The organism is Pseudomonas sp. P129, assembly GCF_020312195.1.
Taxonomy (GTDB): Bacteria; Pseudomonadota; Gammaproteobacteria; order Pseudomonadales; family Pseudomonadaceae; genus Aquipseudomonas; species Aquipseudomonas fragariae.
Genome location: NZ_JAGPYS010000018.1, coordinates 15,278 through 42,016, shown reverse-complemented (window position 1 = coordinate 42,016; position 26,739 = coordinate 15,278). Strand labels below are relative to the sequence as shown.

10 protein-coding genes are annotated in these 26,739 nt (G+C 57.8%); 5 read left to right on the top strand and 5 right to left on the bottom strand.

The window, feature by feature from the left end:
* The first annotated feature begins 110 nt into the window (after window positions 1-110).
* The 3 genes from KBY02_RS24900 to KBY02_RS24890 all read left to right on the top strand — a co-directional run bounded on the left by KBY02_RS24900 (window position 111) and on the right by KBY02_RS24890 (window position 6,326).
* Window positions 111-2,189: a hypothetical protein gene (locus KBY02_RS24900; protein ID WP_011267388.1), complete on the top strand. Its 2,079-nt coding sequence runs from the start codon at window positions 111-113 to the stop codon at window positions 2,187-2,189.
* A 296-nt stretch (window positions 2,190-2,485) separates the two neighbouring features.
* Window positions 2,486-4,684 (top strand): autotransporter outer membrane beta-barrel domain-containing protein, encoded by a 2,199-nt coding sequence (locus KBY02_RS24895; protein WP_032654015.1) that lies wholly within the window; start codon window positions 2,486-2,488, stop codon window positions 4,682-4,684.
* 103 nt (window positions 4,685-4,787) lie between these two features.
* A complete protein-coding gene (locus KBY02_RS24890) occupies window positions 4,788-6,326 on the top strand; it encodes a hypothetical protein (protein WP_050586808.1) in 1,539 nt (512 codons plus the stop codon).
* Between the two features lie 41 nt (window positions 6,327-6,367).
* Here KBY02_RS24890 and KBY02_RS24885 read toward each other — a convergent pair whose 3' ends face one another.
* From KBY02_RS24885 to KBY02_RS24865, 5 genes are all read right to left on the bottom strand, one after another.
* Entirely contained in the window at window positions 6,368-7,483 is a 1,116-nt protein-coding gene (locus KBY02_RS24885) for a fimbrial protein (protein ID WP_032654012.1), read from the bottom strand.
* Between the two features lie 46 nt (window positions 7,484-7,529).
* Window positions 7,530-10,043, bottom strand: coding sequence for a fimbria/pilus outer membrane usher protein (locus tag KBY02_RS24880; protein WP_024660651.1), 2,514 nt, complete (start codon window positions 10,041-10,043; stop codon window positions 7,530-7,532).
* A 37-nt stretch (window positions 10,044-10,080) separates the two neighbouring features.
* Window positions 10,081-10,827 (bottom strand): molecular chaperone, encoded by a 747-nt coding sequence (locus KBY02_RS24875; RefSeq protein WP_225650837.1) that lies wholly within the window; start codon window positions 10,825-10,827, stop codon window positions 10,081-10,083.
* Between the two features lie 107 nt (window positions 10,828-10,934).
* Window positions 10,935-11,495, bottom strand: a complete 561-nt coding sequence (locus KBY02_RS24870; protein WP_024640726.1) for a fimbrial protein — start codon at window positions 11,493-11,495, stop codon at window positions 10,935-10,937.
* 352 nt (window positions 11,496-11,847) lie between these two features.
* Entirely contained in the window at window positions 11,848-16,896 is a 5,049-nt protein-coding gene (locus tag KBY02_RS24865; RefSeq protein WP_225650836.1) for an RHS repeat-associated core domain-containing protein, read from the bottom strand.
* A gap of 282 nt (window positions 16,897-17,178) precedes the next feature.
* Between KBY02_RS24865 and KBY02_RS24860 the strand changes: the two genes are divergently transcribed.
* Window positions 17,179-21,471 carry a hypothetical protein gene (locus KBY02_RS24860; protein WP_122319822.1) on the top strand — a complete coding sequence of 1,431 codons (4,293 nt, stop codon included), beginning with the start codon at window positions 17,179-17,181 and terminating at the stop codon, window positions 21,469-21,471.
* Window positions 21,472-21,521: 50 nt separating this feature from the next.
* Window positions 21,522-26,711, top strand: coding sequence for an imidazole glycerol phosphate synthase (locus tag KBY02_RS24855; protein ID WP_225650835.1), 5,190 nt, complete (start codon window positions 21,522-21,524; stop codon window positions 26,709-26,711).
* The last annotated feature ends 28 nt before the right edge of the window (window positions 26,712-26,739 follow it).

The following is a 26,739-nucleotide window of genomic DNA, read 5'->3' as shown; positions in this document are numbered from 1 at the left end:
CGTTTCATCGCGGCTCGGGATGAAATGGCAGCAGGCCCTGGGCGCATTATCAATCCGCCCGCACGTTTTCTACATAAACAGGGCGGCAATCGGATAGCAAGGGAGTGCTGATGATGGTCGATTCAAAAACAACAGCAACGTTGGATGACAAAAAAAAAGCGCGTATCGCCTACCGGCTGGCGCGCACTCAACGCGGTTCAGGGATCGACGCAGACCTTGCCCTGGCACAGGTGGCGGGTATTGTGGACCCTGCCGATGGAACGCTGAACAAGGATGTCCTGCTCGGCGAGTTTCTTGAGGTTACCCTGCCCGAGTGGGCAGGACTGGTCACTGACCAGGGCGACTCCGATACTTTTTTCATCGAGTGGGCCATCGGCGCGGCGGCGGACAACGACGCGTTTAAAGAGGTGTTTAGCGGTATCGTTACCGCACCGGTGGCCCCTGGTACCTTTCCCAAGAAGATCGAGATTCCGTTGAGCAGTTTTCTGCCCGGCTTCGACAAGCCTGCAGACGGTGCTTACAGTCTGCGCTACCGGATCAGACAGCCGAATGATCAAGAGACCGTCAGCCCGTCGATCAACCTGATCGTCGATACCACGCCGCCGGGCGAGCATCTTGAGCCTGAGCAGATGAGTCTGGAAACAGATCAGTTGACCCAGGCGTTTCTGGACGTACATCCCGAAGGTCTGGTCGGCACGCTGCCAGACTATGACGACTGGAAACCCGGCGACAAGGTAGCCTTCTATTGGGTTGGCACGCCGTTGCCCGACAATGCCGCAGACCTGCCAGCTCCGGTGGATTTCGTTGAAGTGGAACGCCCGACGAATAATACGGTGACATTCCCCGTTTCGGCCATAGACGCGTCCCGGGACGAGCCCTACTACGCCGTTTACATTCTGGTCGACAAAGCCACCAATCGCAGTCCGCTTTCCAGCCCAAAACGCATCGACGTGGCGCTGGGGCTGTTGGCCGACAACTTGAAAGACCCCGTCGTGCCATTGGCAGAGCCTCCAGAAAAGTTGATCAACCTGCCTGATGCGAGACTCGGGGTCGAAGTGTTGATCGAGTCGTTCGATAACTGGAAGCCGGCCGACCGTATCGAAGTCACCTGGGGCACTGAACCGCTACGATCCGAGGAAGTCGGCAGCTCTCCAGATTTTCCGATTTCGATCAAGATTCCTGATCCGGTTCTGCGTGCTCAATACAATCAAGTGACTGGCGGCGTCCAGGCCACCGATGTGAGTTATCGAATCCTGCGTGGCGTCGTTCCGTCCGAAGTGAAAAGCACCAGCGTCAATGTCAATTTCGCCACTATCGGACCCGACCCGATCACCGATCCTGAGTGGCCGGATCCGGTCAACGACGCATTACTGCCGGTCGAAGTCCGTGGCCAGACGTCCAATTTAGTGAACGTCCTGACAGCAGCGGACAACAACCAGGCTGCCAAGGTCACTTTCAAACTGTATGAAAAGCTTCAACCGGGAGAAATTATCGATTTCTACTGGGGCACGAGCCATGTAGCAGAGGCGCAATACACCGTGGCTGTTTCTGACACGGCAGGCTCCGAGCGTGAGGTTGAAATACCCTGGAGTTATATCGATTATGAAGGCAATCGCGCTGACTTGCCGGTTCATTACCGCATCCATGCGCCCGATTCAGAAAACACGACACACTCGCCGGACACGCTGGTCAACGTAAGTGCCATTGTCATCACCCCGGACGCACCGCTCTTTGAGGGCACCAGTTCAAACGGCTGGTTGAACTGCGACTCACTCTTTGCCGATGGCATCGGGAATCCTGGCCCGGATGAACCGGGTATACGGGTTCGCGTTCCAGATCTTTCGAAATATCTGTCGGACGGTGAAACTGTCACTTTGCACTGGTATGGCTCCGGGGGACCTACAGGCGACGCTCCTATTGCCGGTACCGAAAAAGACGAGGTTATCCAGCTGGGAGTCAGCCGTCCTGTCACCGGTTTCATCTGGCTGGTCACCCCCTACGATAAACACATTCTGCCCATCTACGATCCTTCAGGCAGCAGCCCGAACGGGAGCGCGAGGATCAAGTACTCCTTCAGCATGGGAGGCGAAACCATTACCTCGCTGGAAACCACCGCCCGGGTAGGGATGTACGACGCAACCGGGCCTTGTCCTATCGTGCTCAAAACAGGTCAACCAACGAAAAACTAAGGAGGGTCACCGGCAGAGGGTGCCTGCGGCCTGCCGCAGTCACCCTGCCGGGTATAAGCAGACTCAGGTTGCTCCCAAACGGTTTAGGAATGTCAGTGCTTACCAGGTCATGTCACCTACGCTTATCGGTATTTCCCTGGGCGATCATCTTCTGTCAGAACCTCCCTACGTTTGCCTAGGAAAGGTCCTACAGAGCATTCAGCTGGATCCCCGTAGTCTTTCGGCCTTCCTCCCGAGGCCGCTTTCGGGCTGTCGTCACGGGGTTCAATCTGATCACCTTAAGGTAATGCATCGTCATGAATGCTCCATTCGTGCTGCGTCCGCTTTCATGGACATTGAAAACCGTTATTTTTCTCTCTCCCTTGCTGCCTGGCAGTCATGCCTTTGCGCAAATACTTGTCAATGCGCCGCAGACCATCGATGCAACAGGCCCGCTGGACAGTTATCGGGTTGTCAGCACCGGAAATCTGACAGCCAACGGCGCGACTACCCTGCAAATATCCACGATCACCGGCGCGAAGCTGACGCTCACTGGCAGTCAGGTCAGTGCGGGCACCAGCTCTTCAGCCGTATCGTTGACAGGGGCAGATGCGTTGATTGTCGGTAGCGTGCTGACAGGTGGCGCGGATGGCCTGGGGATGGGCAATGAAAGTGCACGACTGGTCGGTTCCACGGCCACCGTCATCGGCAGCACGATCACGGCCACGAATCGCGGGATAAACGCCGGCTCGCTCAGCAACCTGACCCTGGAAGGTACTTCAGTAACGGCCACTGGCGCCAATGGCAGAGGCATGGAGATGTGGGACTCCACGGTGAAGGCGTCCGGCAGCACCATTACCGGGCAGCAATATGGCGTGCGCTTGCGCGCTGACCCGGCAGTACCCTCAAGCAATCTGTTGGTCCTGGACGGAACCCGGGTCGAAGGCATCACGGGGTCGGCGCTGACCGTCGGAACGCCCACCGGCGCGCCCGCGACTGCCGATATCCGGGTCAACAATGGTTCTACGCTGACCGGCGGCAATGGCAAGATACTGGAGTTGATCAACGGTTCAACGGCGCACATGACCGTGGACAACAGCCATCTGCTGGGCGATGTATCGGCGGATGCGGGCAGTACCGCCAGCCTGTCACTGCAAAATAACGCGACCCTGACCGGGCGCCTGGAAAACGTCTCCAGCCTGTCGCTCAGTAGTCAGGGCCAGTGGGTGATGGTCGAGAACGGTCAGGTGAATGCATTGGCCATGGACGGTGGGTCGGTCAGGTTTGGCGACGCGGCCTCGTTTTACACGTTGTCACTCGCAAGCCTGTCAGGGAGCGGTACGTTCATGATGGACGTGGATTTCGCTGGCAAGGCCAATGACTTTCTTGACATCACGGGCAGCGCGACCGGCAGTCATACCTTGCTTGTCGGTAGCACGGGTGTCGATCCGCTCAGCGATACCAGCCTGCACATCGTGCATGCGGCAGCCGGCGATGCCAGCTTCTCGCTCGCAGGCGGCGCAGTGGATCTGGGCGCCTGGTCCTATGACCTGATCAAGCAGGGCGACAATGACTGGTATCTGGATACCGCCACCCGAACCATCAGCCCCGGCGCACAGACTGTCATGGCGTTGTTCAACACTGCGCCGACTGTCTGGTATGGGGAGTTGAGTACGTTACGTTCGCGCATGGGCGAGTTGCGCATGGATGAGGCCCGTTCTGGCGGCTGGATACGTACCTACGGCAACAAATTCAATGTGGCCGACGCCTCAGGCTTCGGATATCAGCAGGTTCAGAGTGGTGTCGCGCTCGGCGCAGATGGCAAGCTGCCTGTGGGGGCGGGGCAATGGCTGGCGGGCGTGATGATCGGGCAGAGCACCTCTGACCTCAGTCTGGATCACGGTGCCAGTGGCAAGGTCGACAGCTATTCGCTGGGCGCTTACAGCACCTGGCTGAACAGCGAGAGCGGCTACTACATCGATGGCGTGATCAAACTCAATCAGTTCAAAAACAAGGCCAGAGTCAATCTCAGCGATGGTTCCCGCACGCGCGGCAACTACGACAATCTGGGGGTTGGCGCATCGCTGGAGCTGGGGCGGCACATCAAACTGGACAACGGTTATTTTCTCGAACCCTACACCCAGCTGGCGGGCCTGGTCGTTCAGGGCAAGGACTACGCACTGGACAACGGTATGCGTGCTGAAGGTGACCGCAGCCGATCGCTGCTCGGCAAGGTCGGTACGACGGCGGGGCGCAGTTTCGACCTGGGCAAAGGACGTACGCTGCAACCTTATGTGCGGGTTGCCGTGGCTCACGAATTCGTCAACAGGAACGAGGTCAAGGTCAATGACAACGTGTTCAACAACGACCTCTCCGGTTCCCGTGGCGAATTGGGGACGGGCGTTTCGGTGTCGCTGTCTGACAACCTGCAGTTGCATGCTGATTTCGATTACAGCAATGGCGATGCCATCGAACAGCCGTGGGGCGCCAGTGCAGGCTTGCGTTACAGCTGGTAGCGACAGCGAAGCGGGGCGGATGATGTCTGATCGCTGGACGCTGATGCGCCAACGGTCCTATCACTTGTGCCAGTATCCGCAGAAAAAAGCAGGGTGTTAACTGATGGGCATGGCGGTCGGCAAACGGGTCGGCCACCGCTTCCTCATGCTGGAGGCCCGGCTCATGTCTGTTATTTCAAAGTGGATCGAACGGATCAGAATCCTGTTCTGGCCGGTTTCAAGGCGCAAGAGCATGTTGCTTGCGCCGCCGATGGTCGCCGAACTTCTTCCTGACATACCTGGCGGTGAGCCTAATTTGCTCCCCAGCAGCGCCTGGCTCGTGCCGTTGCGGGTCGATTTTCCCATGTGGCAAAACTCCGAGCCTACCCCGGGCAATCCCGAGTATCTGCGCGTGTACTGGAACGACGTGCTGCTGGAGGAGAAGACCTGGACCGGACCTGTACAGCCTGTCGATCTGTTCATCATGATCGCGCAGCAATACCTGATCGAAGGCCGGCATCGACTCCGTTATCGCGTCGAGACCTCCAATCAGGTGCAGACCGAATCCGAAACACTGGTCTTTGTCATTGATAAAACGGCACCGGTATTCGAAGACGAAGGGGCGCTGATTTTTCCGGAAGAAATCATCAGGGATGGTCTCACGGCGGCCTGGCTGGATACTCATGGCGATACCGTGCTGGCCGAGGTGCCCGCGTATTTTTCGCCGGGCGCCGGGGACCTCATTATCTGGTACTGGAGCAGCATGCCGACGGGGTCGGAGCACACCGGAACCCTGACGCTTGAAGCGTCCGATATCGGTGGCGCGATCAACATCGGCTTTGACCGGCAAGTGGTTCTCGAGAGCGGCGATGGCATTCGTTATGTGTCCTACAGGCTGAAGGATCGCTCGGGGAATGCCGGGCCTCGTGCGCTGGCTGTTGCGCTGCTGGTGTGCGCTCAGCCAGTGCCGCGTGTGTTGCCACCCCCTCGTGTTCAGAAGGCTTCAGGCTCGGCAAGTGCCAGCAGGCTTGATCCGGTCGATGCCTTTCAGGGCGCAGTGGTATCGATACCGGAGGATGCCGTGATTCTTCCCGGTGAAACCGTCCGCGTCCAATGGGCCGAGCCAGGCAGTGTGGGCTCTTTTCTTACGGAAATCGCAGACTCGAGACTGTTCAGCGTTCCTTCCACAAAAATTGCCCCGCATTTCAGCAAGTCCATCCCGGTGTACTACGAGGTGTTCGAAAAAAGCGTCGACTCACCCCATCTTTCGGACCGGCATACGTTGAGTATCCTGGGAATGACAGGCTTTCCGGTTGTGCAGTGTGACAAGGTATCCGGAGGGCGTCTGAGCCTGCAGAGCATTGCCGAGGGAGACTACGCGCGGTTCACGCTCGACAGTTGGTCTTTCATGGGCACTGACCAGTTTGTCAGCGTCGAGGTGCACGGCGTCGGCAGTGCTGATAATGAGTCGTTAGTGGTTAGCGTGCTGGACGAGTACCCGGTACCGCTGGTGGGCGATAACATCGACGCCGGTCGTATCAGCAAAACGGATTTGACTAGATTTCTGATCGGCACTCAGCTGGATGTGCGGGTGCGTGTGAGTTTCGACCAGGCACTCTCGTGGCAGCCTTTCCCTTCACTGAGACCAACGTTGTATGCCTGAGGAAATCATGGACCGCCAGGTTGGCAGTCCATGGTGCATTGCTACTTGTAGGTCATCGTGAAGCTGAGCGCCCCTTTGGCCTTGCCCGGCCGGATCGCGCTGCTGTCCTGAGTCTGATAGAAGCGGGCGTAGAAGTTCAGCACAACGTTGCCGGGTGTGATCGCGATCAGTGGCACTTCGGTCTGCAACTCCATGGGCGTGACGCCATCACCCTTGAGGACCTGAATCCCCATGCCCTTGGCGTCCGAGTCGCTGGTCAGGCTGAAAACCCCGCTGCCGACGGGGCCCTCGGGAACCGAGCCTTCGACACCATCGAGCTGGATATGCGCCGTGGCCACGAAGCCTGCACCCGTGTAGGTCTCGCAGTTACTCAACGCAATACTGAATGGCACCGCAGGTGTGGTGAAGCCGGGACCGGTGAAGTCAGCGCTGTCCCACTCACCCAACTGCACCGGGTCGGCACTGACCGGATCTGCACCGACGCTGCACTGTGCCTGAAGTATCGTGCCGGTTAGCCCGAATTTCATGATCCTGCCAAGCGTTGTCACGCTTCCGGAGAACAGTTCACTGCCATTGAGCACATTGGGTCCGGAGGGAATCGGTCCGGTCTTGACCAGCGTGACGTAGTTGTTCAAATGAAGGAAAGGCAGGCTTGTGAGCATTTTCTGGTGGTCGTTGAGGCCGATGAACGGAACGGAGGCGCTGCCACCTACAGGCGTGAAGCAATTGGGGCAGTGCCTGTCATACGGATACTCCAGTCTTACCCGCACCCCGACGCCCGGAATATTGGTTTGCAGTATCTTGCCGGTGAGGTCTTCCCCGTTTATAGGCTCCACCGTGCCGGAAAAGATCGGAGCCGTTGCCGTTGCGTTGAATTCCAGAAGAGCCGTGCCGTCATTTCTACATGCCGCCTCCAGGCCTGCCTGATCTGGTGTGGCGTGAAGCATATCAATGCTGCCGATAAAGGTGCCCACTGCAGCGTCTTTCGGGACGTAGAGCGTGCCGATGTCGCGTCGGTAGTCCTTTATTCCCGGAGAGGAAACCCAGTAGCAATCGTTGCTCGGTGTGTCATCCGGTACGTCGGAATAAGCCGCAGCACTATGGCTGGCTCCCAACAGGATCAGACTGGGGAGCAGGGCATTCAATGCAGTGTTCATGGGTGATTCCTGAAATAACAATGTCGCGGATGGCTCAGACCTGATGTCACTGGGTACACGTCATGTCCTGCATTCGGTAGCCCTGGGCCAAAGGCATGCCAGCGGGGTCTATGTGCAGACGACACTGAGGGTCGCTTTTCTCTCCCCAGTGGACATCGAGGGTTTGTGCCTGCATGTCGGTGGACAGCAAAATCTGCCCGCCCTGGCCTGCGATGCCCAGGATGTTGCCCTGCGCGTCGCTGACCCGGGCGCCGAATGGCAGCGGCTTGCCACTGGGAGTGGTTGCATTGATGACCAGGCGTGTCACCGTGCGTGCAGCGAAGGTGGTCTTGATCACGGCACCCCTGGCAGGCACCACTTGAGCACTGGCGTTATCGATTTCCACCTCGGGGCCAAGCCGGTCGGTCTGCAAGGCGATCGGGTTATAGCGGTAGGGGCGCAGATAGGGCATCAATGCGTAGCCACGACTATTGGTCCTGACACCGGTCGCGTTCTGTATGCCCACGCCTGGTGTATCGGGCACTTCGACCAGGGCGATGGTGTCACCCAGATTCGGGCCGAACTCGATGCCGTCGGCATGCAGCAACAAGGCGCCACTGGCATTGACTGATGTACTTCGATAATCATTGCCCTGAGTTACACCGGCGCCGAGGCTGGCGAAGGGCGCCTGATAGCCCGCCGCAAGGCTGGCACTTTGCTGCTTGCCGTCATCGTTGCTCAGGCTGGCGTGATAATTGACCCGGTTTTCGTAGAGGCTGCCGCTCAGGCTGCCCCGTTGACTGTGGCGATTGGCGCTGCTCTGCAGGTCGAGTGTGGCATTGCTCGAATGGCCGGTGTCGAGGGGCATCGAGATGCTCAGGCCGAACTGCCGGTCGTTGCCGCGGTTACTGGCTACGCTCAGCGACTGTGAGGCGTAGAAGTTATAGGTTATCCCGGCACGATGGGTGTTGAAGTTGAACTGAAATTGTCGTTGCTCGATATCGCTCCCCCAGTAATTCTGTTGCGACAGCGTAAGACCGACGCTGCTGCGTGCGCCGATTCTCTGATGAATCGAAGCCTCCAGTCGGCTTCGGCGGCTACCCCTGAACGCATCGTCGTTGCTGCGCTGACTGACGGCTTCGTCGAAATCCCGATAGCCTGCGGTGGAGTAGCGATAACCTGCGAAGCGCAGATTGGTATGGGTAGTGAACGCCTTGCCGTACTTGATGGCGTAACTCATGCCCTGCACGCTGGACTGACCGGGCTGATCGATGCCGGCGCGTGACCGGGTCACATCGAACGCCATCGCTCCCAGCATACCCATGTCCCGTGACACGCCCAGCGCTGCGGCATGGTAGAAGTCGCTGGTCATCAGTCCGCCATAAAGTGTCGAGTTCCAGCCTGTGCCAACGGCCAGCGTGCCTTGCCATAGCCAGGGATGGTCGGTGGCGTAGGCACCGTTGAAGCGGCCCAGGGCTGCGCTGTATTTCCAGACGCCTTCGCGCAACAGGTTACTCATGGTCGAGTAAGGTTGGGTAAAGCGCCGCACCTGACCATCGGCTTCGGTCAGCACGATCTCCAGTTCGCCGCTGCCCGCCGTGTTCAGGTCATCTATTTCATAGGGGCCGGCACTGACATACGTGGAGTAGATCGGGTATCCGTTCTGCAGGACTTCCAGTTTGGCCCTGCTTTGCGCAACGCCACGGATCACCGGTGCGTAACCCTGCAGGGAATCGGGGAGCATCTCCTGATCGGTTTTGATCAACCCGCCCTTGATCGGCAGGCTCCGGAAGACATCGCCGCCGGTGTAGGTCTCACCGAGGGTCAGGTTAGCGTGGGTGCCGGGCAGGTCGCGCTGTGCATAAGCGTAGGCTCTGGTCCACTCGCGATGTCCCTGTGCATCCTGACGCACGCTTTGATTGCTGCGCAATCGCCATGACCCCAGGTTGATACCGGTGTTTAGGTACAGGTCTGCGCTGCTGCTGGTGCCTGTTTCCCTATGGGTCGTCTGTTGCGCCGAGGTCTGGTAATTGATGAAGGCGGCGTTGATGCCGTAATCCCAAAGCGCCGGGTCCACTCGCCCGTTGGCGTCGCGGCGCATGGCGATCTGCGGTATCGAGATCGACAGTTGCAGTCTGCCGCCGTCCAGTACGACCTTGGCGTCCGGAATCAATTGCCCCAGCGCGACACAAGCGACTTGCAACAAGGCCGGGTCGGCCAGACTGTCGAGGCGTACGCCGATCTGCTCCAGCAGTTCCCGCGACAGGCAGGGCAGCAGGCCGTTGCCTTGTGGGTCGGCATCGAAACGGATCTGCCGTTGGCCGAAATGGCGCATATTGACGTGGATTTCTACCCAGTGATCGCCTGGCCCGAGGTTTTCGACAACTGACAACTGGTTCAGCACGCTGGCCGCGGCCTCACTGTCATAGTCCTGGCCCTGACGCAGGAAGCCGGACTGGAACTTGACAGGGGTTGCCGCCTTGGTCAGTTCCAGCGGTACGGTAACGCTGCCGCACACAATCAGCACCTGCATAAAGCGCAGGCGCACTGGTATGAACCCGGAATCGGGTAATAGGGTCATGTTCAATGTCCTGGGGATGAAACGGGCCAGCGCTGTTTCAGTCAGTCAGCGTGGCTGTAGCTGTCAGCGGCGTGCTGTAGCCGCCGTAATCGTTGATCGCGGAAAACACCACCTGCAGGCCCGGTACCGCTTTCGTTTCACTGAGCTCGTAATGGCGAGAGCTGAACGGGCCAAGCATGGCGACTTCCCTGACTTTTTCAGTTCTGCCACCGCCGGAGACGTCGAGGCGAATGAACGACACGTGAAAGGGTGTCGGATTCATCGCGGTCAGTTCTGCCTTGCCCGCAATCTGCCTGACCGACCATTGCAGGTCCTTGAGGCGGGCAATGGGGTTATCAGTCAGCAGCACCGGGCGATAAAACAGTTTGATACGGGTACGCAGGGCAATATTCAGTACGTTGCCCTGCGAAGGGTCGGCTTGAGGTATTTCCTGCACGTTGAAGTAGAACAATGATTCACGATCAGAGGGCAGTTCGTGGGGCAGGCCATTGATCTGTACCTGTTGTTCCTTGCCCGGATTAAGGCGGAAAAGTGGCGGCGAAGGTGCGAACGGAACGACGGTGACAGTGTCGTCTGCCTCCGTATTTACCCAGGTCTGTACCGCGAACGGGCGATCACTTGGATTGGATATGACCACCGACGTACTGCGCTTGTCGCCGTCGAACACGATGCGAGTTGCGTTGAGCGTCAGTGCTGCCTGACTGGCTGGTATATAAGCTGCGCACATGAATAACAGCATGCACCCCGCGAGGGCAGGTCTTTTGAAAGCCTGTTGGCAAATCATGGAAAGTTACCTTGTACGTTCAGATCCGAAACGGACCTGAACGTATTGAAGATGCTTCACGTGAAAAGACTATTGATTCTTACACTGTGAGCGAATGGGTCGATGTATCAGTTGATTGCGACAACAAACTGTACATCCGCCGAAGCAGCACCGGCTTGAACGGTAGCCGCTGTCGAACGGTAGTAGGCGTTGAACACCATGTCGGTGGCACCGCCCTCAATCAGTGCATAAGGTGCCGATTGGCTGCCTGGTTTGATGGACGTCAAGGTCTGGTCCTTGATGACAATCGCGACGCCCTTTGCCCCGTCGGCAGTAGGGGTGACAGCGAAGTAGTCGCCGCTGCTGTCAGCGTTACCGATGAAGGTGACTTTGGCCGAATTCGGGTCGCCAGCCGTAAGGCCGCAACTGCCGTCGTCATTGACGCGCAGGGCAAAGCTCTTGCCAGAGAGTTCCTGACCGATGCCGGTAAAGCGGTTGGCCTCGATAGAGCCCATGTTCACCACGTTGCCGATAGAGCCATCGCCCGGATTGACTACTTCGATAGGGCAGGTGGTAGCGGTGATCTTGCCTTCGAAACGAATCGTGCCGGGGCCGGGGTTGGCGGATACGACAGTGCCGGTGAGTGTAGTCGCCAGAGCAAGGCCCAGTACGGATAGCATTTTGTTCACGATGAAAACCCTATTAAAGTTACAGAAGTAAAAATGTAACTATTTATGGTGTCTTGAGAGACGGTTTGTGTTGTGTGTCATGACGGGGCGGGAGTTTACAGCAGGTGAGTTAGTTGCAAAGTCTCTGGAGGGCTTTGGTTAATGGCGGGCGGTGTAGGATATTTCCTAAACTAACGTGATACGTCTGGAGCCTTGAGTTTTAATGTTGTTTCGGGTTTTTACTGGGCGGTGCGTTGTTTATTCAGGCAGAGAATCCAAAAAGGGAAAATGTAAAGGTTGGAGCAGTAAAAACGTCGATCAAAATGCCGCCGACAGCGATGAGCCTTTGTCGGCGGCGGAAAGTCCAGCCTTATCACCGGCGAGGCATGTATTTAAGCACGAAGACGTTTTCCCCGAGTTTGCGAAGCCGTACTAAAAAACCCGTTCTGCCCGCAAACCGTGACGGACCGCTGGACGGTGCTGCTGCAGGGTCATCTGTCGGTGTCCGCGCGCGCCTGGCGAAAGGGCCGCTCTCCGGCCGAGGGTTCGGTGTAGGTGGTTCAGGCCTGTTCACCCGCACTCTTGGAATCCTCACACCCCCAACAGGCCCGGGTGCGTCCATACTCGCTGGAGCAGATCCACGCCGCGTACCCGTTACAGAATCGACCGGTGAATCGTCAATCGTCCCGACTGAAACTCTACTCGCTGTCTCGGAAACTCGCCGGCTGGAAGCCTTGGACGCAGCCTTGATCGCGCTTTTAACCGCACTTCTGAATACCCCCCCAGCGATGTCTAAAGGTATCGCGGCATAGGCCAGGTATTCCCCTAACCGAAAGGCTGTCTCGTTTCCCTTCACCGCACCATAAGTAGTGGCAGCCGTTGATGCAGCCCCCAGAACGGTCCCTGCCGCCAGCAACCCTGTTGCGACGTAGGCCGCCGTCTGTGCGGTCATCGTCATACCCAGGACCGTTACAGGAACCGAGCCGGGCGCGGCCAATCCAAACGATGCAACTGTCGCGTAGGCACCCACTGCCGTGAACACTATGCCAACCGCGAGCATGATCCAGGTCTGTATTCCCATGCCCCCCGGCATCTCTGCAGGTATCGCATCCTCATCGGGCCTTCGCAGCCGGCCGCTCTGGGAGCTGGCGTCATGCCCGGTGGGGTCGCGCCAGGCAATGGGATTGCCCAGGCAATAAGTGTAGGGGTTGACCCCGCCTGCACCAAAGGGGCTCAAGGAATCAGGGCTGTGAAAACGCATCATGCCGGGGTTGTAGGCTCTGTAGCCATTGCCCAGCAGATACCAGCCCGTGTCTTTTTCGCATATTTCGCCGTTGAACCCTGCGACGCTGAGCAGCGCGTCATCGCTGTGACGTTCTCCGTAGGCGCTGTAGACCGCTGTTCGCAGCTTGTCCTGCTGGAACTCAGCGAGCACGCTCTGGTTCGCATCCGTCAGCAACAGCAGGGTTTCTGCCGGTTCTCCGATGGTCTGCTGGCCGACGGGTTGCTCGTCTATGTACAGAAACTGAGTACGTCGGTCGTCCTGCACCGTGCTGCTCAACTGCTGGTCCTGATAAAAACGCAGTATTTCGCTGTCACTGCCATTGCGGGTGGTGGCCAGATGATCATGGCCGTCGTAAGCGTATGTGCTGATCGGCTCACCCGCCGGTTTCTCCACCCGTAAAAGGCGGCTCTGGCTGTCGTAGTACAACCGGTTGCCATGTTCGTCATCGAGCTGGTTGCCGTTGGCGTCATAGCGGAACGTCGGGTCCGGTGTGCCCCGTGGAGGCCTGTAGGTGATGCCGAGCAACTGGCATCGGTCCCTGGAGAGGGGATCGGGGTCATCCTCTTTGCCATAGTGGAAAAAGGCCATCTCAGTGCTGGCGTCGGCAAATTCGGTAGTGGTCTGGATCATGTTGTCCAGCGAGTCGAAGATGAACGTCTGCTTGAGTATCGCCCTGCCGGATGCGTGCACTGGCAATGTGCTGCCTGAATAGATGACGCCGGTCAGACGACCTCGAGCGTCATACTTGAATGTTTCCAGCAGCAGCGTGTTGCCTGCTTCCTGCAAGTGACGGCTTTGCATGAGCCCGTCGGTTTGCCATTGCTGTTCCAGCGTACGTACCGGGTGATTGCCTGCAATCTGCGTCCTGAGAATTTCCTGTCCCTGGTCGTCATACTTCATGCGGTTTACCAGGCGGGTTCCGGCGGCCTGGTCACAGGTTGTCATCTCACTGGGCTGACCCAGGGTGTCATACAGGATTGTCACCTCCACGTTGCCCTGCACAACGTTTTCGAGTCGGCCGAAATCGTCGTACCGGTAAATCGTTTCCACGCCTTTGACGCCACCTTTGATGCGGCCCTTGACTACGCCTTTAACCGAGTTTTTGACGTCTTTTTGTTCGACGTCGGTGCGATACATCGCACGGCCCTGCAAGGATGTCCGATGCACGGTTTTCCAGGTCCGGCCTTGTAGATCTTTCCAGGTCTCTTTGGTCAACTGGTTGTGCGCGTCATAAGCATAAACGCGCTTGCCCTGCTGATTGGTGGCAGAGGTCAGGCGGGCGCTGACGTTGTCATAGCCAAAACCGACGGTGTCATCCGGTGCAGTACTGGAGACGATCTGGTCGGTGAGTGCCAGGTTGTAGGTGTAGCTGATGTCATCGCCCTTGGCCGTTTTGCGGGTTTTGACCTGCCTGTGACCGTCCTCATACTCGTACTGCTCGATACGTTGCCCTGCCTGCGACAGTGTCAGACGACCCAGCCCGTCGAACGCCTGTTTGCCTGCCAGAGTGTTGGTAATGCCGTCCGAATGCATCATTTTCAGGCCGATCGGCAGCTCGGTGTTGCTGTGCGGTGCATAATCACGGTGCGCCTCGCTTCCATCCGGCAAGCGTGTTGTGACCATGCGCGACCAGGCGTCATAACTGAACAGGGTTGTGTGGTTTGACGCGTCGGTCTGCTCCGTGCAGCGCCCCAGTCCGTCGTAGAGGAAGGTTTGTGAACCCTGATCTTTTTCTCCATCTGCGTTCTGGGTCTTGATCTTGATCTTGATCTTGTCCGGCTTGCCGAACATGTTCAGCCAGGTCTCGCTGCGACCACTGATCAGCGGTTCTGCGTCACTGCTTTGCACCCAGGTCTTCTGAACAGGGCCTTTATGTTCTTCATTGCCGATGGGGTCGTAGTACTGGTGGGTCTGTACGCCGTGATCCGAGGTAATGACACACTGGACGTTCCAGTCGTCATAGGCGTAGGTGTTTCGCGTGGCGAACCGTTGCTGGCTGGCGAACCAGTCATAATCCGTTTCGTGTTGCACATTGTTCCAAGCGTTGTATTGCGCGGTATGGATTATGCGCATCGCTTGCAGATCGTTGCTGTCGATGTGGTTCCGCTCCTCGAGTATTGCCCGGCCCAGGCCGTCCAGAACAGAGCGGGTCTTGACCTTGCGGGCGTCGATCAGCACTTGTTCTGCCTGCTGCCCCGCAGCGGAACACAGGGTGTACAGATACTCGCGACTGGCTTCATCACTTGAGTCCGGTGCGATCGTTTCCTTGGTCAGCCGGTTCAGCACGTCATAGACATAGCGGGTCTCCACGCCTTCTTCCAGGGTCAGCAGCACCTGACCGGTCAACAGCGACTGTTGTTGCTGCTTGCTTATGCGGGCGTTGTCGAAGCCGATCGTGGTCATGTCTATGAGTTGTACCGGGACCTCCAGTTGCCTGCTCTTGCTCTTGCTGTACTCGTAGACGGTAACGGTGTCGTTTCCATTCAGGGACTCGATATTTTTCCCGGTTCGACCATGCTGGAATGGCGCATCCGGCTGGTTGATGTACTCCAGCAGGACCTTCTGCAACTCTACACAGGTTCCATCGCTTTCAAGCTGCAGCAGCGTTTCGCTTTCCGGCACGATCCAGTCGGGTAACTCGCTGTCGGCCAGTGCAGGCAATGTCTGGTAGCGATAACGTGTGGCCAGGGTCGGGGCCCCGGGCTGCGACGATGGAGCGGGCTTGACCACTTTTTCTTTCAGTCGGGAGACAAACCCTTCCGCGTCGGCCGGGCAACCGTCGCCACCGGCGGCCGGGTACCAGCTGCTGACTTCTTCGATCCCGTCGGCGCGGGTATGCACCAGCAGGTTGCCGTAACTGTCATAGGTATCGGTGACGGTCTCTGTGCGGGTCCGCTCAGGCGCGTCCAGCCGTTGCCAGCGGGTGGTGATTTCGCTGGGTAGCTGACAATCGTTGGGCTGTCTGGAGTAATGCTCGCCCTGCAGGATGTTGTAGGCGGTCGTGACCGTCAGCTGGTTTTTGTTCTGGGTGGTGACTTCAAGGGTCTGCAAGTGGAAGCGGTTGAAGGTCCGCTCTATGCTGCGCACGGCCTTGTTGTCGACCCACAGGCTTTCGGTACAGACATAGTTGTAGTCCTGCAAATATTTATAGAGATTGTCCAGGCCGTTGTCCTCCCAGGCGATGGGCAACCCTGCACCGAGAAAGTTTCGTGAGCGTTGCTGGCCGTCCTTGTAGGTATATCGCACATCGATCTCTGCCTGATTCAGGCCGGGATCGATGACGTGCTTTGTCACCCTGGGCACGGGCATGCGACCGGCGCTGGATGGAAACGCATGGCCCTCGTCCTGGTAGTAAACGTTTTCGCTGCTTCCAGCAGGTGTCTCCACATGCCTGACGCATAATTGATTGCCGTTCTCCAGGCCATATTCGAAGCGCCACGACGCTTTGTTTTCGGTGGGCAGGGTGATGCGCGATACGCGTTTGTCGCTGCCTGCGAGGGTCATTAGAAAGCGCGCCAGCGGAGTACCGCCGGTGCCTTCGTCCGGATGCAGATCCAGCTCGACGGAGGTGGTGCTGCGGGCAATTTTCAGCAGCGTCTTACCCAGGTCGTCAGTGATTGAAGCAAGCCTGTAGGTGCTGCTGTTGAACACCGTGTGCTTGAGCGCAATGCTGTGCCCCGACGGCGCGATGATTTTCACCGGCCAGGCCATTCTCTTATTGCCGCTGCTGTGCAGCTCGAGGATTTCCACCAGACCTGATTTGTGCGCCACCCGGTAAGACTCATCGTCCAGTTTGTAGAAGTGGAAGGTGTCGAGCTTCTTTTCCGTCATCGTCAGTTGGCCGTTGCTGCTGGTGCCGTCGACCCGGAAGGTCTCGCCTGTGCTGAGGGACAGGATCTGAGTGGCAGGGTCGTACTGCGACAACTGCATGTTCCAGCCCAGGCCATAGCCGCTGTCCAGCGTATTGAGCTGGCTGTAGGACAGGTCGAGTCGGAACCCTGGCCCGCGCAGGTCATTGCTTTGCAGATCGGGCAAGCTGATCGATATGTTGTATAGCCCGGTGCGTGGGTCAACGCCGCTTTTCAGACAACTCATGAAATTGAGCGCGTTGGAGTGCACGGAAGTAGAAGCAGCCATGGAGCGGACCTCGCTGATTGATGCGTGACAAGCGCAGCGGTGCCTGACGATTGTGCAGTCCTTGCGCTCTGGTCATTGACGACCCCCAAGCCTGAACGCCCGAAGACGTTCGTGTGGCTGGAGGTCTTGCCTAACCCTAACAGTCCGTACCCGGGCAACAACCTAGCAGTAGTGCTAGTGGGCAACTGATGTGCATCGGCGTAAAAAAATCCTATCCGCATTCTCAGGGGCAACCCTTGCGATATACCCATTTCAGGCGGAAACGAGAAAGGAGTCTCACTCATGGCGCTGGATCTTCCCGCCCCCAAGGTGCCCGACCTGCAGCAGCCCGGGAACTACCTCGATCTTGATCAGTTGGGCGGTGCCGACCTGACCACCTGGATCGACTATCCAGGTATCAAGAACGGCGATCGGTTCATGCCCAACTGGCGAGGTTGCGGTGCCCTGGGCGCAGTGGAGGACTATGTCGGCGATGTTATCGAGGTCGTCGGGTTGCAGCCCGAAGGCATGCCCCTGTTGATCAATAATCCGTTGCTGATGAGGCTTGATAAGGGGTGGGTGTTTTACTCGTACATTGTCGAAGGTCGCCCTGATGAATCCCTGCGCCTGTTCTTCTATGTCGGTAAGCCACCGTCAACGGCCGCCGGGCTGGGGGTGTTGCAATGCAAGGAGTCTCACGATCTGAAGCTTGATCCTGACCTGCTGTGGCAAATCAGTGAAGTGTTGTTCGTGGCGCCGCCGTATCAGGCGATGCGCGTGGGCGACAGGGTGACCCTCACACTGGATCTTTATTTCGATGAAAGCACTTTCTGGTACTCGTTGGTCCGGTCCCGGGAATTGACGGTGAAAGAGGTGGGCCAGCCTCTGCAGTGGCCGATAGGGTCCAACGAACTTGAGCCAATCAGAGATGGCTTCGCTCTGATGAGCTACCGCATCGAGTATGCCGATTCCACATTGACAACGGTTTCGGCCACTCAGTCGCTGGCTTTCGTCGCACCGTCAACGGCGTTATTGCCCGCCTTGACCATCAAGGATTTCAACGGTGGCTCACTGGATCCGGAAGCCTTTCCTGACGGCGTCACCCTGCTGGTCGATCCTTTCGGCATGCAGATCGATGACGATGTCGTGGTTTATGTCTCCAGCGGCAATCGGCTGGTGCAGACCCTGCGGGCCGACCTCTCCAATCTCGACAGTGGCGTACTGCAGTTCTCGCTGGCTCAGGCCTGGCTTTCTGCCAATAACGGCAAGGAAATCGAGCTGGTGTATCAGTACGCGCGACCGGGCAACGCAGCCAGCTCGTTACCGCGCAAGGTCATTCTGAGTCGACCGCTCGATCTACCTGCGCCCGTTATCGAAGACGCCATCATTGACGGCTCCGGTGAAGGGACCGTCACGGGCTATATCTTTGCCTCGCAGCTGCAGAGCGGGGTGACGATTCGCATACCGAAAGAAGCGTTTATCGGCGACGATTACACGGTACAGATGCATTGGGAGGGGTACACAAGCACGGGCAGCTTTATCGCTGATCCGTCGCCGGGCGATCCGCGCCTGTTCGTCATCCCGCCCACAGCGGTCCCGGCCAATATGGGCAAGTGGGTCGCCGTGTACTACAAGGTCGTCTCAGCGTCGCAATCAGGCACTTCGCAAGTATTCAATCTGGAAGTCAGAGCCCTGGGCTCCGTCTGGCCGTACATCCAGATCATGCGACCACGCGTTACCGATGCCCTGCTTGACCTCACCAGGGTCCCGCCAGAAGGTGCAGGTCTGGACCTGGAATCCTGGGCCTACATGGCTCCCAGGCAACGGGTACGCATCAAGGCCACTGGCTTGCTGTCGTCGGGCCTGGAGCAAACGGTCGGGCTACGTACCGGCGCTGCAGAACCGGTCAGCGAGGCGGAACACCAGGCCAGGCAGCTGTCGGTAATCATCCCGAGGGGGTTTCTGGAAAGTCTGCAAAGAAACAGACCGACCAACACCGTGACGGTTGAAGTCAGCTTTGATGAAGGGGCGAATTACACACAGTTTCCGTCTATCGATTTCACGGTGCTGGACGATGTTTTTTCACGGGCCGGCGGGCTGGCGCAGGACGCAACGGTCACCGGCATGACCCCACACTTACACGGACGTAATCCTATGGCTACTAACACGCTGAACAACCTGACCGAGTGGATGAAAGACCCCGCCAATAATGTGATGTGGGGCTGGGATTCCATCGCGGCAATGGCCCGAGGCAAGGTGAATAACCTGTTGCTTCAGGAGTACATCGCGCGTTTTTCGTCGAACGCCTATCTGCAGCCTGTGAGCGGAGAGGTGGCACTGAGCGACGGGTTTAAAGAAAATATTCACAATTTCATTCTGGATGCGCCCAGGCTGGCGTTCACGAACGATAACCTCGGTCAGTCGCATGCGACATTGACCTGTTCGGTTCTGGGCGGAACCCAATTGACGATGAAGAATAACGTCGACAATTGGGAAGCCTACAGAATTATCCATATCGATGCGCTGCAAGGTCCGAAACTGACACTGGATCTCGCGCTGGAAAGGGTCCCGGGTGATGTCCAGAGCGATGGCCGGGTGCGGCTCGACCTCAAGGACAGTGATAATTTCATTCTGACCTTCGCGGTTGACAGGGCTGACCGGGCACTTGGCGGGGATTTCTTCAAAGCCCTGTTCAGTGCGTTGCCGGACGAACAGCGCGTATGGACGCTGGGCGTGATCAAGCATGGCAGCAATAATCTGATGCACCCCCAGTCGTTCAAACTGCGCACCCAGACCAATCCTGCCGCGCCTCTCGACCCGCAGGCCGCCAACTACGGCGACGGGGCCGTGCTGGTGTTCATTCGCCTGGCGGGCAGTCAGGAAGGTGGCGACATCCCGGTAGAGTACCAATACCTGATACCGGATGATGCCGGGAAAGATTATTCGGCCACGGTGTTGTTCAGTGCGGAGCGTACGTTCAAGGCGGCACTGTTCATTGGCGAAGTGACCAAGACCATTGCTTCGATTATTGAAAACGGGGTGTTCAACAGTGTTCATGACGGCTCCGGCCGCTTGATCAAGGCGACGGCCACGTCGGGCAGGCTGACGACGTCCGAAGCGAGCAGCCAGGACGTCAAGGTTGACATCAATGGCGTGGCGGTCTTCGCAAATGTCTACAAAGCCGGGACCTGGCTTGATGTGTCAGGGAGCACGCCTTTGTCTGTGGAGCTCATTGGCGATGGCACGGTGGCACTGACCTGGAAGTCCAAAGCCACCCCCAGCGTTGTGCTTACGTTGCCAGGCCATGGGACGCTACTGGTCATGAGCAAGGTCGTCACGGTCGATGTACGGTGCATTTATACCTTTGCCGAAGAAAACAACGACCTCGTTCTGATCCCCGGTCTCACGATAAACACCACCATCGATGACCTGACTTCCGTGGAGAACCCTCCACCCGCAAACAGCTTTTCATTACTGTTGTTAATAACGTCGGTAAAAAGCAATTTCGAGAAGCTGAACAAGGATCCGTTCGAGTCCGACATCAAAGCCGTACTGGCACGCAAACTCGCTACCCGTGTGCCGATCAGCGCGTTCATCCGGGACAGTATCGATCTCAATTTCAACGAAGCCATTGTGCCTGACGTACTTCGTGCACCCAGAGATATAGCCGCCTTCGGCCGCATCAACAGTTCCGGGGCAGACTTTGTCGTCAGCCCGGCGGAGCACCTGATGGTCGTCGACAGTTCCACCACCTTCTCCATTCAACCGCCGGGTGCGAATGTGACGTGGAGTGTCGAACGTCTGCAAGGTGATGCGCAGAACTTCGGTGCCGTCAACGGCACCGGCCGGTATTACGCGCCGGAATCCTCTTTGACCGAGCTTGCGTTCACGCGTGTTCGGGTAACAGCCACTGACCTGAAATCGAACGATCGAAGTTCGGCCCTGGTCACGATCGTCACCAACCCGATCACCCTCAATCCATTGATTCAGGTGTGTGACGCCGGGCAGACCGTGGAACTGCAGGCAGGTTCGCTCGGCACCGAAGAAATGGACTGGTCGCTCAAGGATCCGGTGGCTGGCGAAAGCGGTGTTCTGGAGCCCAGCGCACTGGCCGATGGCGATCATCGTTACGTCGCGGCGCCAAAGGTGACCGGTAAAACCTATGTCCTGGATCAGATCGTCGTGACCAGCCAGCAGGCGAGTGTTTCGTCGTGGGTACTGGTAAAGCACCAAGTCCCACTGTTAACCGTAAAAGTCGTAAAAACCGTGGAGGTTTCTGAAGTTCTGGACGTTGAGAAAGTCGGGGAGCACGTGGACGTTGTGAACATTCGTGCCGATCAGGTTCAACTGCAAGCGTTTGCCAATGGCCTTACGCCGCCCGGCGTCAAATGGAGAGTGGGCGCCGGGCGCGGGCGCATCGACGACGGCCTGTACACCCCCGACGTAGCGTCAACTGACCGGTTTGTGCTGATTTTTGCCGAGGCCCCGAATGCAATCCTTGGCGTCATAGAAGGGCATATCGTCTTGCCACTACCACTGGACCGGTTTGCCACGGATCTGGAATTGATGAAAGGCAAAAGAGCACAGGCGTCCTAAGCGAACGTGCGCGACGTCTTATCTATATCAACATCACAGGAGGTGATGTCATGGCTGGTTATTCAGCGGAAAGTCTGCTGGCATGGATGAAAAATACCACGCGTCTCAGAGGCTGGGACGCGATCATTGCTCTGGATGGCGACAAGGTCAACGAGCTGCTTGAACATATTTACCAACAGGGTGTGGCTCAGGGGCTGTCGCGTCCGGTGCCGGACGGAAGTATCACGATTCCCGATACGCATGATGCTCATTTTTTCTCGGGTTGTGTCCTCGGGGCGCCGACCTTGTCGTTCAAGGACAGTGTTCTGGGACATTCCCTGCTGGCCTGGCGCCTGCCAGTTATCGCCGGCATGCATACCGTGGTAGAGAGCGCTCAGGGACAGCACAATGTTCACAGAATCGCTGCCTACGATCCGCTGAACGCGCCGGACCTGGATTTCGATCTGGAACTGAATAGTCAAAGCGCGGATCTGGTGGTAGAGCTTGGCCTGGCTAAAAACCTTTCGCTGGATTTTCCGGGCGGTTCTACTGAACGCAGCAAGATCGGCGAGTTTTTTCAAGGTTGGTTGAGCAACCCTGAAAATCAGGAGCAGAGGTTAAGGCTGGGTATTTTCAATGAGCAGAGCAACGAATTGCTCAACGTGCGCAGAATTGATGTGCGGTCACAGCTTGAAAGCCCCGATGCTGTATCGGTCCATAAAAAAGGCGCCTTGTTGCTGTTCACGACCCTGGAGTACGGGGTGACGGGCGGGATTCCGGATGGCGATTCTGACTTTCGTTACCTGATTCCCAACGATGCTCAGCATTCGTACTCGGCGACCGCCGTGTTTTCCTCCCACGCGCTGCACCGCGCTGCCTTTGGTGGTGCGGTGATACAAATGCTGCAAGCGCCCGACTTCAGCTTCATCGTTCCGGAGGATAAACCGCTGCAGCGAATGGTCGCTCAGGCCGGTACTTTTGCAGTACCGGCCGGAGACTACCGGAGCGCAGAATTTGTCTTCGAATCCGAACCTTTCAGTGTCCAGGCCTTCAACGCCCAGCATCCCCTGACCATTGATTTCGAGTACGCCCAGACTACGCAGACCTGGGAATTCCCCTGCACGCTGGGTTTTCGCTACAGGGCGCTGGACAGCGATCAATGGCAATCGCACAACGCCACCTTCAACATCAGCCTCAAGCACGAGTTTCATCTGATTGAAAGTGAGTCAGATGATCAGGCAGTGGAAGGGCATCTTTATGCACCTTACCTCTTCGACCATGAAGTCAGCGCCGTTCCAGGAACGCTGGACAACCTGAGTGCCAGAGAACTTGAGCAAATCAACGGCTTCGTGGCCTATACCGTCAAACACGCCTTGCTTCAAGGGTTGAGCAAAACCCTGGATGCCACCGGCGCCGAGCGCTTTCTGGCCGGCTGGTCATTGCCTGACGAGCAAGTGCTGCAACCCGTACTCAAACGTCTGCCTTATGACCTCGCGTTGTTCGGTCGTATCGATCCCGCTGCGTCCACGTTCAGTATCGTCGAGCAACAGGCACTGATCAGTACAGGCGAAGCGCTGCAATTGACCACCCGGCCTGCGCGCCCGGGCATCGTCTGGTCGCTGGCAAATCCATTGGATGGCGGTACTGAAGGTCTGGGGGAAATTGATGCGCAGGGTCGGTATGTGGCTCCCGCAGCACTGCCCGTGAGGCAGGGTTTTCAGCGTGTACTGATCAAGGCGATGGACCCCGTGTCGGGGCATGGCAGTACCGCAGTGTTGACGGTGCTCACCAGCAGCGTCAGCGTCAGCCCGTTGATTCAGGTGTGTAATTACGGTCAACGGATAGCGCTTTCAGCACGCAGTTCGCGCGCAGGCAACCTGAAATGGACGGTGGTCGATCCGGTGCCCGGACAAAGCGGGACGCTTGAGGATGGCGTCGATGCGCCGCATGAAAAATTTTACGTCGCCGGTGCAGGGGGGGCAGGGAATACCTATGTCCTTGACACAATAACGGTCAGCGATGACCAGCACACCGAATCAATCCAGGTACTGGTTCTTCGCCACTCACCGATGCTGCCCATCACGCTTGCCAGCGTCAATGACCAGCGTGCCGAGCTGACAGTCGTCGTCAATGGCCACAAGCTTCCAGTCACCTGGCGTCTGAGCGGGCCGGGCTCCATAGACGCCGCGGGTGTGTACAGCAGCGATTCCAACGCACCCGAACGCTTCGTTGTCGTGTTCGCAGAAATTATGGACGAGTACCTTGGCACGATGGCCGGACACCTGATTCTGCCGCTGTCATTGAGTGGCTCCTCCGGTGTATTGCAGGCACTGACCGGCCCCGCGCTGGGCACGGCGGGTAATACAATGCCCCGTTCACTGAGCGCTATTGTGCAGCAAGCCGGTGCAGGTACCTTGACCCAGGGCTGGGGAGCCGTCGCGGCGGTCAGTCGCAGCGATCTCAACCGGCATATCGAGCAGCAATACATCGAGCGCTATCGGGAGCTGGCCTTCTTGCCGTTGTTCACCGGTGAAATTGTGGTGGATGAGCGACAAGGCGACACTGTTCGTCTGAAGCAGGTCGTACTGGGTGTGCCGGTTCTGTCGTTTGTGGCTGACTCGGCGGGCTCCAGCAGTGTTCTTGTCACGATGAACATCGTGTCGGGCCGTTACAGCGGCTTGCATCAGCCGCAGGGCAGCGCAACCACCGTGTCCGGCAGCTTCATCATCAGCGAGCCCATGGGCTTCAGGCTGGCGATGACGGTCGATCTCTTCGTGGGAGAGGAGGGGCATGTGCTGCTCGATCTGGCTGACGGGGCTGGCGTTGCCTGTAATCTGGGCGGCGTCGATGATGCGATCAATCAGGCACTGGCAGATTTCTTTGCCCGGGAGTTCAAGCAGATTGCGCTTCATTGCCGGGTTTTCTCAGTCCTGCAGGCACAGCTCAATCGTTATCATGTTCAGACGCCAACCCGCTTGCGGCTCCTTACCCGCGCCGCGCCGCGTTCAAGCGACGCGCGCATGGACAACGCGGGTGATGGCGCGCTTATGCTGTTCATGCAAGCGCAGGATAGCGAAGCTGAAGGCTTGTTTCCGTCGGCAGATAATTTCGTTTATCCGATACCTGATGATCGCGGGGCAGACAGTCAGCCAGCATACGGCACGGTGTTGATGCTCTCGCAAGAGACTCAGTCGATGATCGAGCGTGAACGCTTGCAGGTGCTGGACAGCCTGAAGTTCAGCGGTGGACGAGTATTTGAACCGCTTGAGCGACACTGCCCGCACGACCTGTTGTTGTTTGGCAGCCTTCGTTCAACACAGGCCAGCATTACACCGCTGTTCTCGACTGTAACGGCCGGGCAGACCCAGCGCTTTGTCCTGCACAACCCGCAAGGCGAAGAAATACCGGCCACCAGCTGGAGTGCATTAAGCATTCAAAGCCACGTGGCTGCCGGAAGCGGCAGCATCTCTTCCAGCGGCGTTTACACGGCGGCGGGCCTTGAGGCTATCGGCCATGACGCGCTGCGCGTCGTGATCACTGCCGTCTATCAAGAGTCAGGCGCTGTCGTCAAGGTCTCGGCGCTGGTGAGTGTGGTATCGCGGAGCCTGGAGTTGGCGCCACGTGTAACGGTGGTGCCAGGGGGGACTGCGCTGCAACCGGTCTCGCTGGCGGCTTCGACGCATGACGGCAGCCCGGTGAGCTGGGCGCTGCTGGGGGCGGAGCTTGGCAGGTTGAGTGAGGTCGGCAAGGGCGCGCTCTTCAGTCCGGATGCCAGGTCCGGTAAAAGAGCGCTGGCCGTGCAACAGATAGAGGCGTCGGGCAATGACCTTGGCATCGCTACGGTGCTTGTCGCCAACGGGCAGCAAATGCTGCACATCGAGCCGGCTTTTGTACCCAGAGCACGACCAAAGGTAGCGGTGCAGTTACAGGATGACCGCTCACTGCTGCCCGGGCTTGAGCGACGCTGGAAGGTGGTGGGTGGGGCCGGCACTGTTGATCGGCAGGGGCTTTTCATGCCGCCCGACCAGGCGCTTGTCGCCAGTAGCGTGGTGAGCTGTGAAGTGGTGAACAACGGGGTGGTTCTGGCGTGTGGCTATAGCGTCATCGAATTGTCCGAAGTCATCGATGAAGGTACTTGGACCGAACTGTCGATGTTTACCATCACGGTCCCCGGCTCGCCATCGACTGAAAATAATACGGGTATTCTGTACCCCAATGGCTATCAGCAACTCAGGCTGCAGATCAAGACCCAGGTGATGCCGGTCGACGGTGTCGATTACGAGCTGAGCCCCGCCGAAAGGCTCACCATGCGCCTGGTAGACGATGGCACCCAGCAAGAAATCGAGACAGTAGCCCTCCATCTCGATGGCATGTCTGAAGATGATGAGCAGACGTGGCGCGTGCGTAGTCAACATAACCGCTTCGAGTTGTCCGGGGCCGGCGTTTTCGCTGCTGAGCCGGGCCTGGATGCGTCACGGCCAGTCGTGCAGGACTTCTATCTGCACAGTCGACAGGAATCGGGTTCAGTCAGCGTCTTCTACGCGAGATTTCAGGATGCCAACGACAATTGGTGGAACTCTGTGCGGTATGAAGAAGTGAACAGCACGGTCGAAATCACCCCGCGACGCTTGCCCTCGTTCGATAACCAGAATTACAACTTCATTCCGCAGCGTGCCGAGGGGTTAGGCGGAAATCCTCCGGCCGAGCCGCCTGCGGAAGGGGCTCAGGATGACCCTTTCGACTTCAATCTCAACACCATCGATTACTGGAAGCTGAGTGTCGTCAACCCCGATACCCAGCAATGGGTAGGTTTCGAGAGGCTGAAGTTTATGCCCTCCAAGCCTGGCAGTGACGTGATCAATACCTCGATCATTCTCTGGGAGAGCGAACAGGTAGAAGAAAAAATGTTCAGTTGGACGGGTTTTATCTTCGACGACCCGGAAGTTATCGGCGATGTGAGCAAGGTGCACTTTGACGAAGCGCTCAAAGACGTGATGGGGGCCGATCACTCGTTGGACATCGACGTCAATATGCAGCTATTCGAGACCGGCAAACTGATCATCAGCCTGCACCGCCTCCGGGGTCTTAAATTCATCCCGAAAGGTCATCCTGCACGCGACAAGTTGACGGGAACATTAGCCGTCCTGTTGATCGATAAGCAGGGCAATGCCCATAAACGGCGAATCAGTTTTCTGGCCGAGGGCCCCGGCAGGCGCAACCGTCTCATGCATACCTTCTATTCGGCAACTCGGTCCGAATGACGCATTGATGCAACAAACTGACAGGGAG

Excerpts from the sequence above, each read along its gene's own strand:
- KBY02_RS24900 (WP_011267388.1), top strand. The coding sequence starts at position 111 with ATGATGGTCGATTCAAAAACAACAGCAACGTTGGATGACAAAAAAAAA.
- KBY02_RS24895 (WP_032654015.1), top strand. The coding sequence starts at position 2,486 with ATGAATGCTCCATTCGTGCTGCGTCCGCTTTCATGGACATTGAAAACC.
- KBY02_RS24890 (WP_050586808.1), top strand. The coding sequence starts at position 4,788 with ATGGGCATGGCGGTCGGCAAACGGGTCGGCCACCGCTTCCTCATGCTG.
- KBY02_RS24885 (WP_032654012.1), bottom strand. The coding sequence starts at position 7,483 with ATGAACACTGCATTGAATGCCCTGCTCCCCAGTCTGATCCTGTTGGGA.
- KBY02_RS24880 (WP_024660651.1), bottom strand. The coding sequence starts at position 10,043 with ATGACCCTATTACCCGATTCCGGGTTCATACCAGTGCGCCTGCGCTTT.
- KBY02_RS24875 (WP_225650837.1), bottom strand. The coding sequence starts at position 10,827 with ATGATTTGCCAACAGGCTTTCAAAAGACCTGCCCTCGCGGGGTGCATG.
- KBY02_RS24865 (WP_225650836.1), bottom strand. The coding sequence starts at position 16,896 with ATGGCTGCTTCTACTTCCGTGCACTCCAACGCGCTCAATTTCATGAGT.
- KBY02_RS24860 (WP_122319822.1), top strand. The coding sequence starts at position 17,179 with ATGGCGCTGGATCTTCCCGCCCCCAAGGTGCCCGACCTGCAGCAGCCC.
- KBY02_RS24855 (WP_225650835.1), top strand. The coding sequence starts at position 21,522 with ATGGCTGGTTATTCAGCGGAAAGTCTGCTGGCATGGATGAAAAATACC.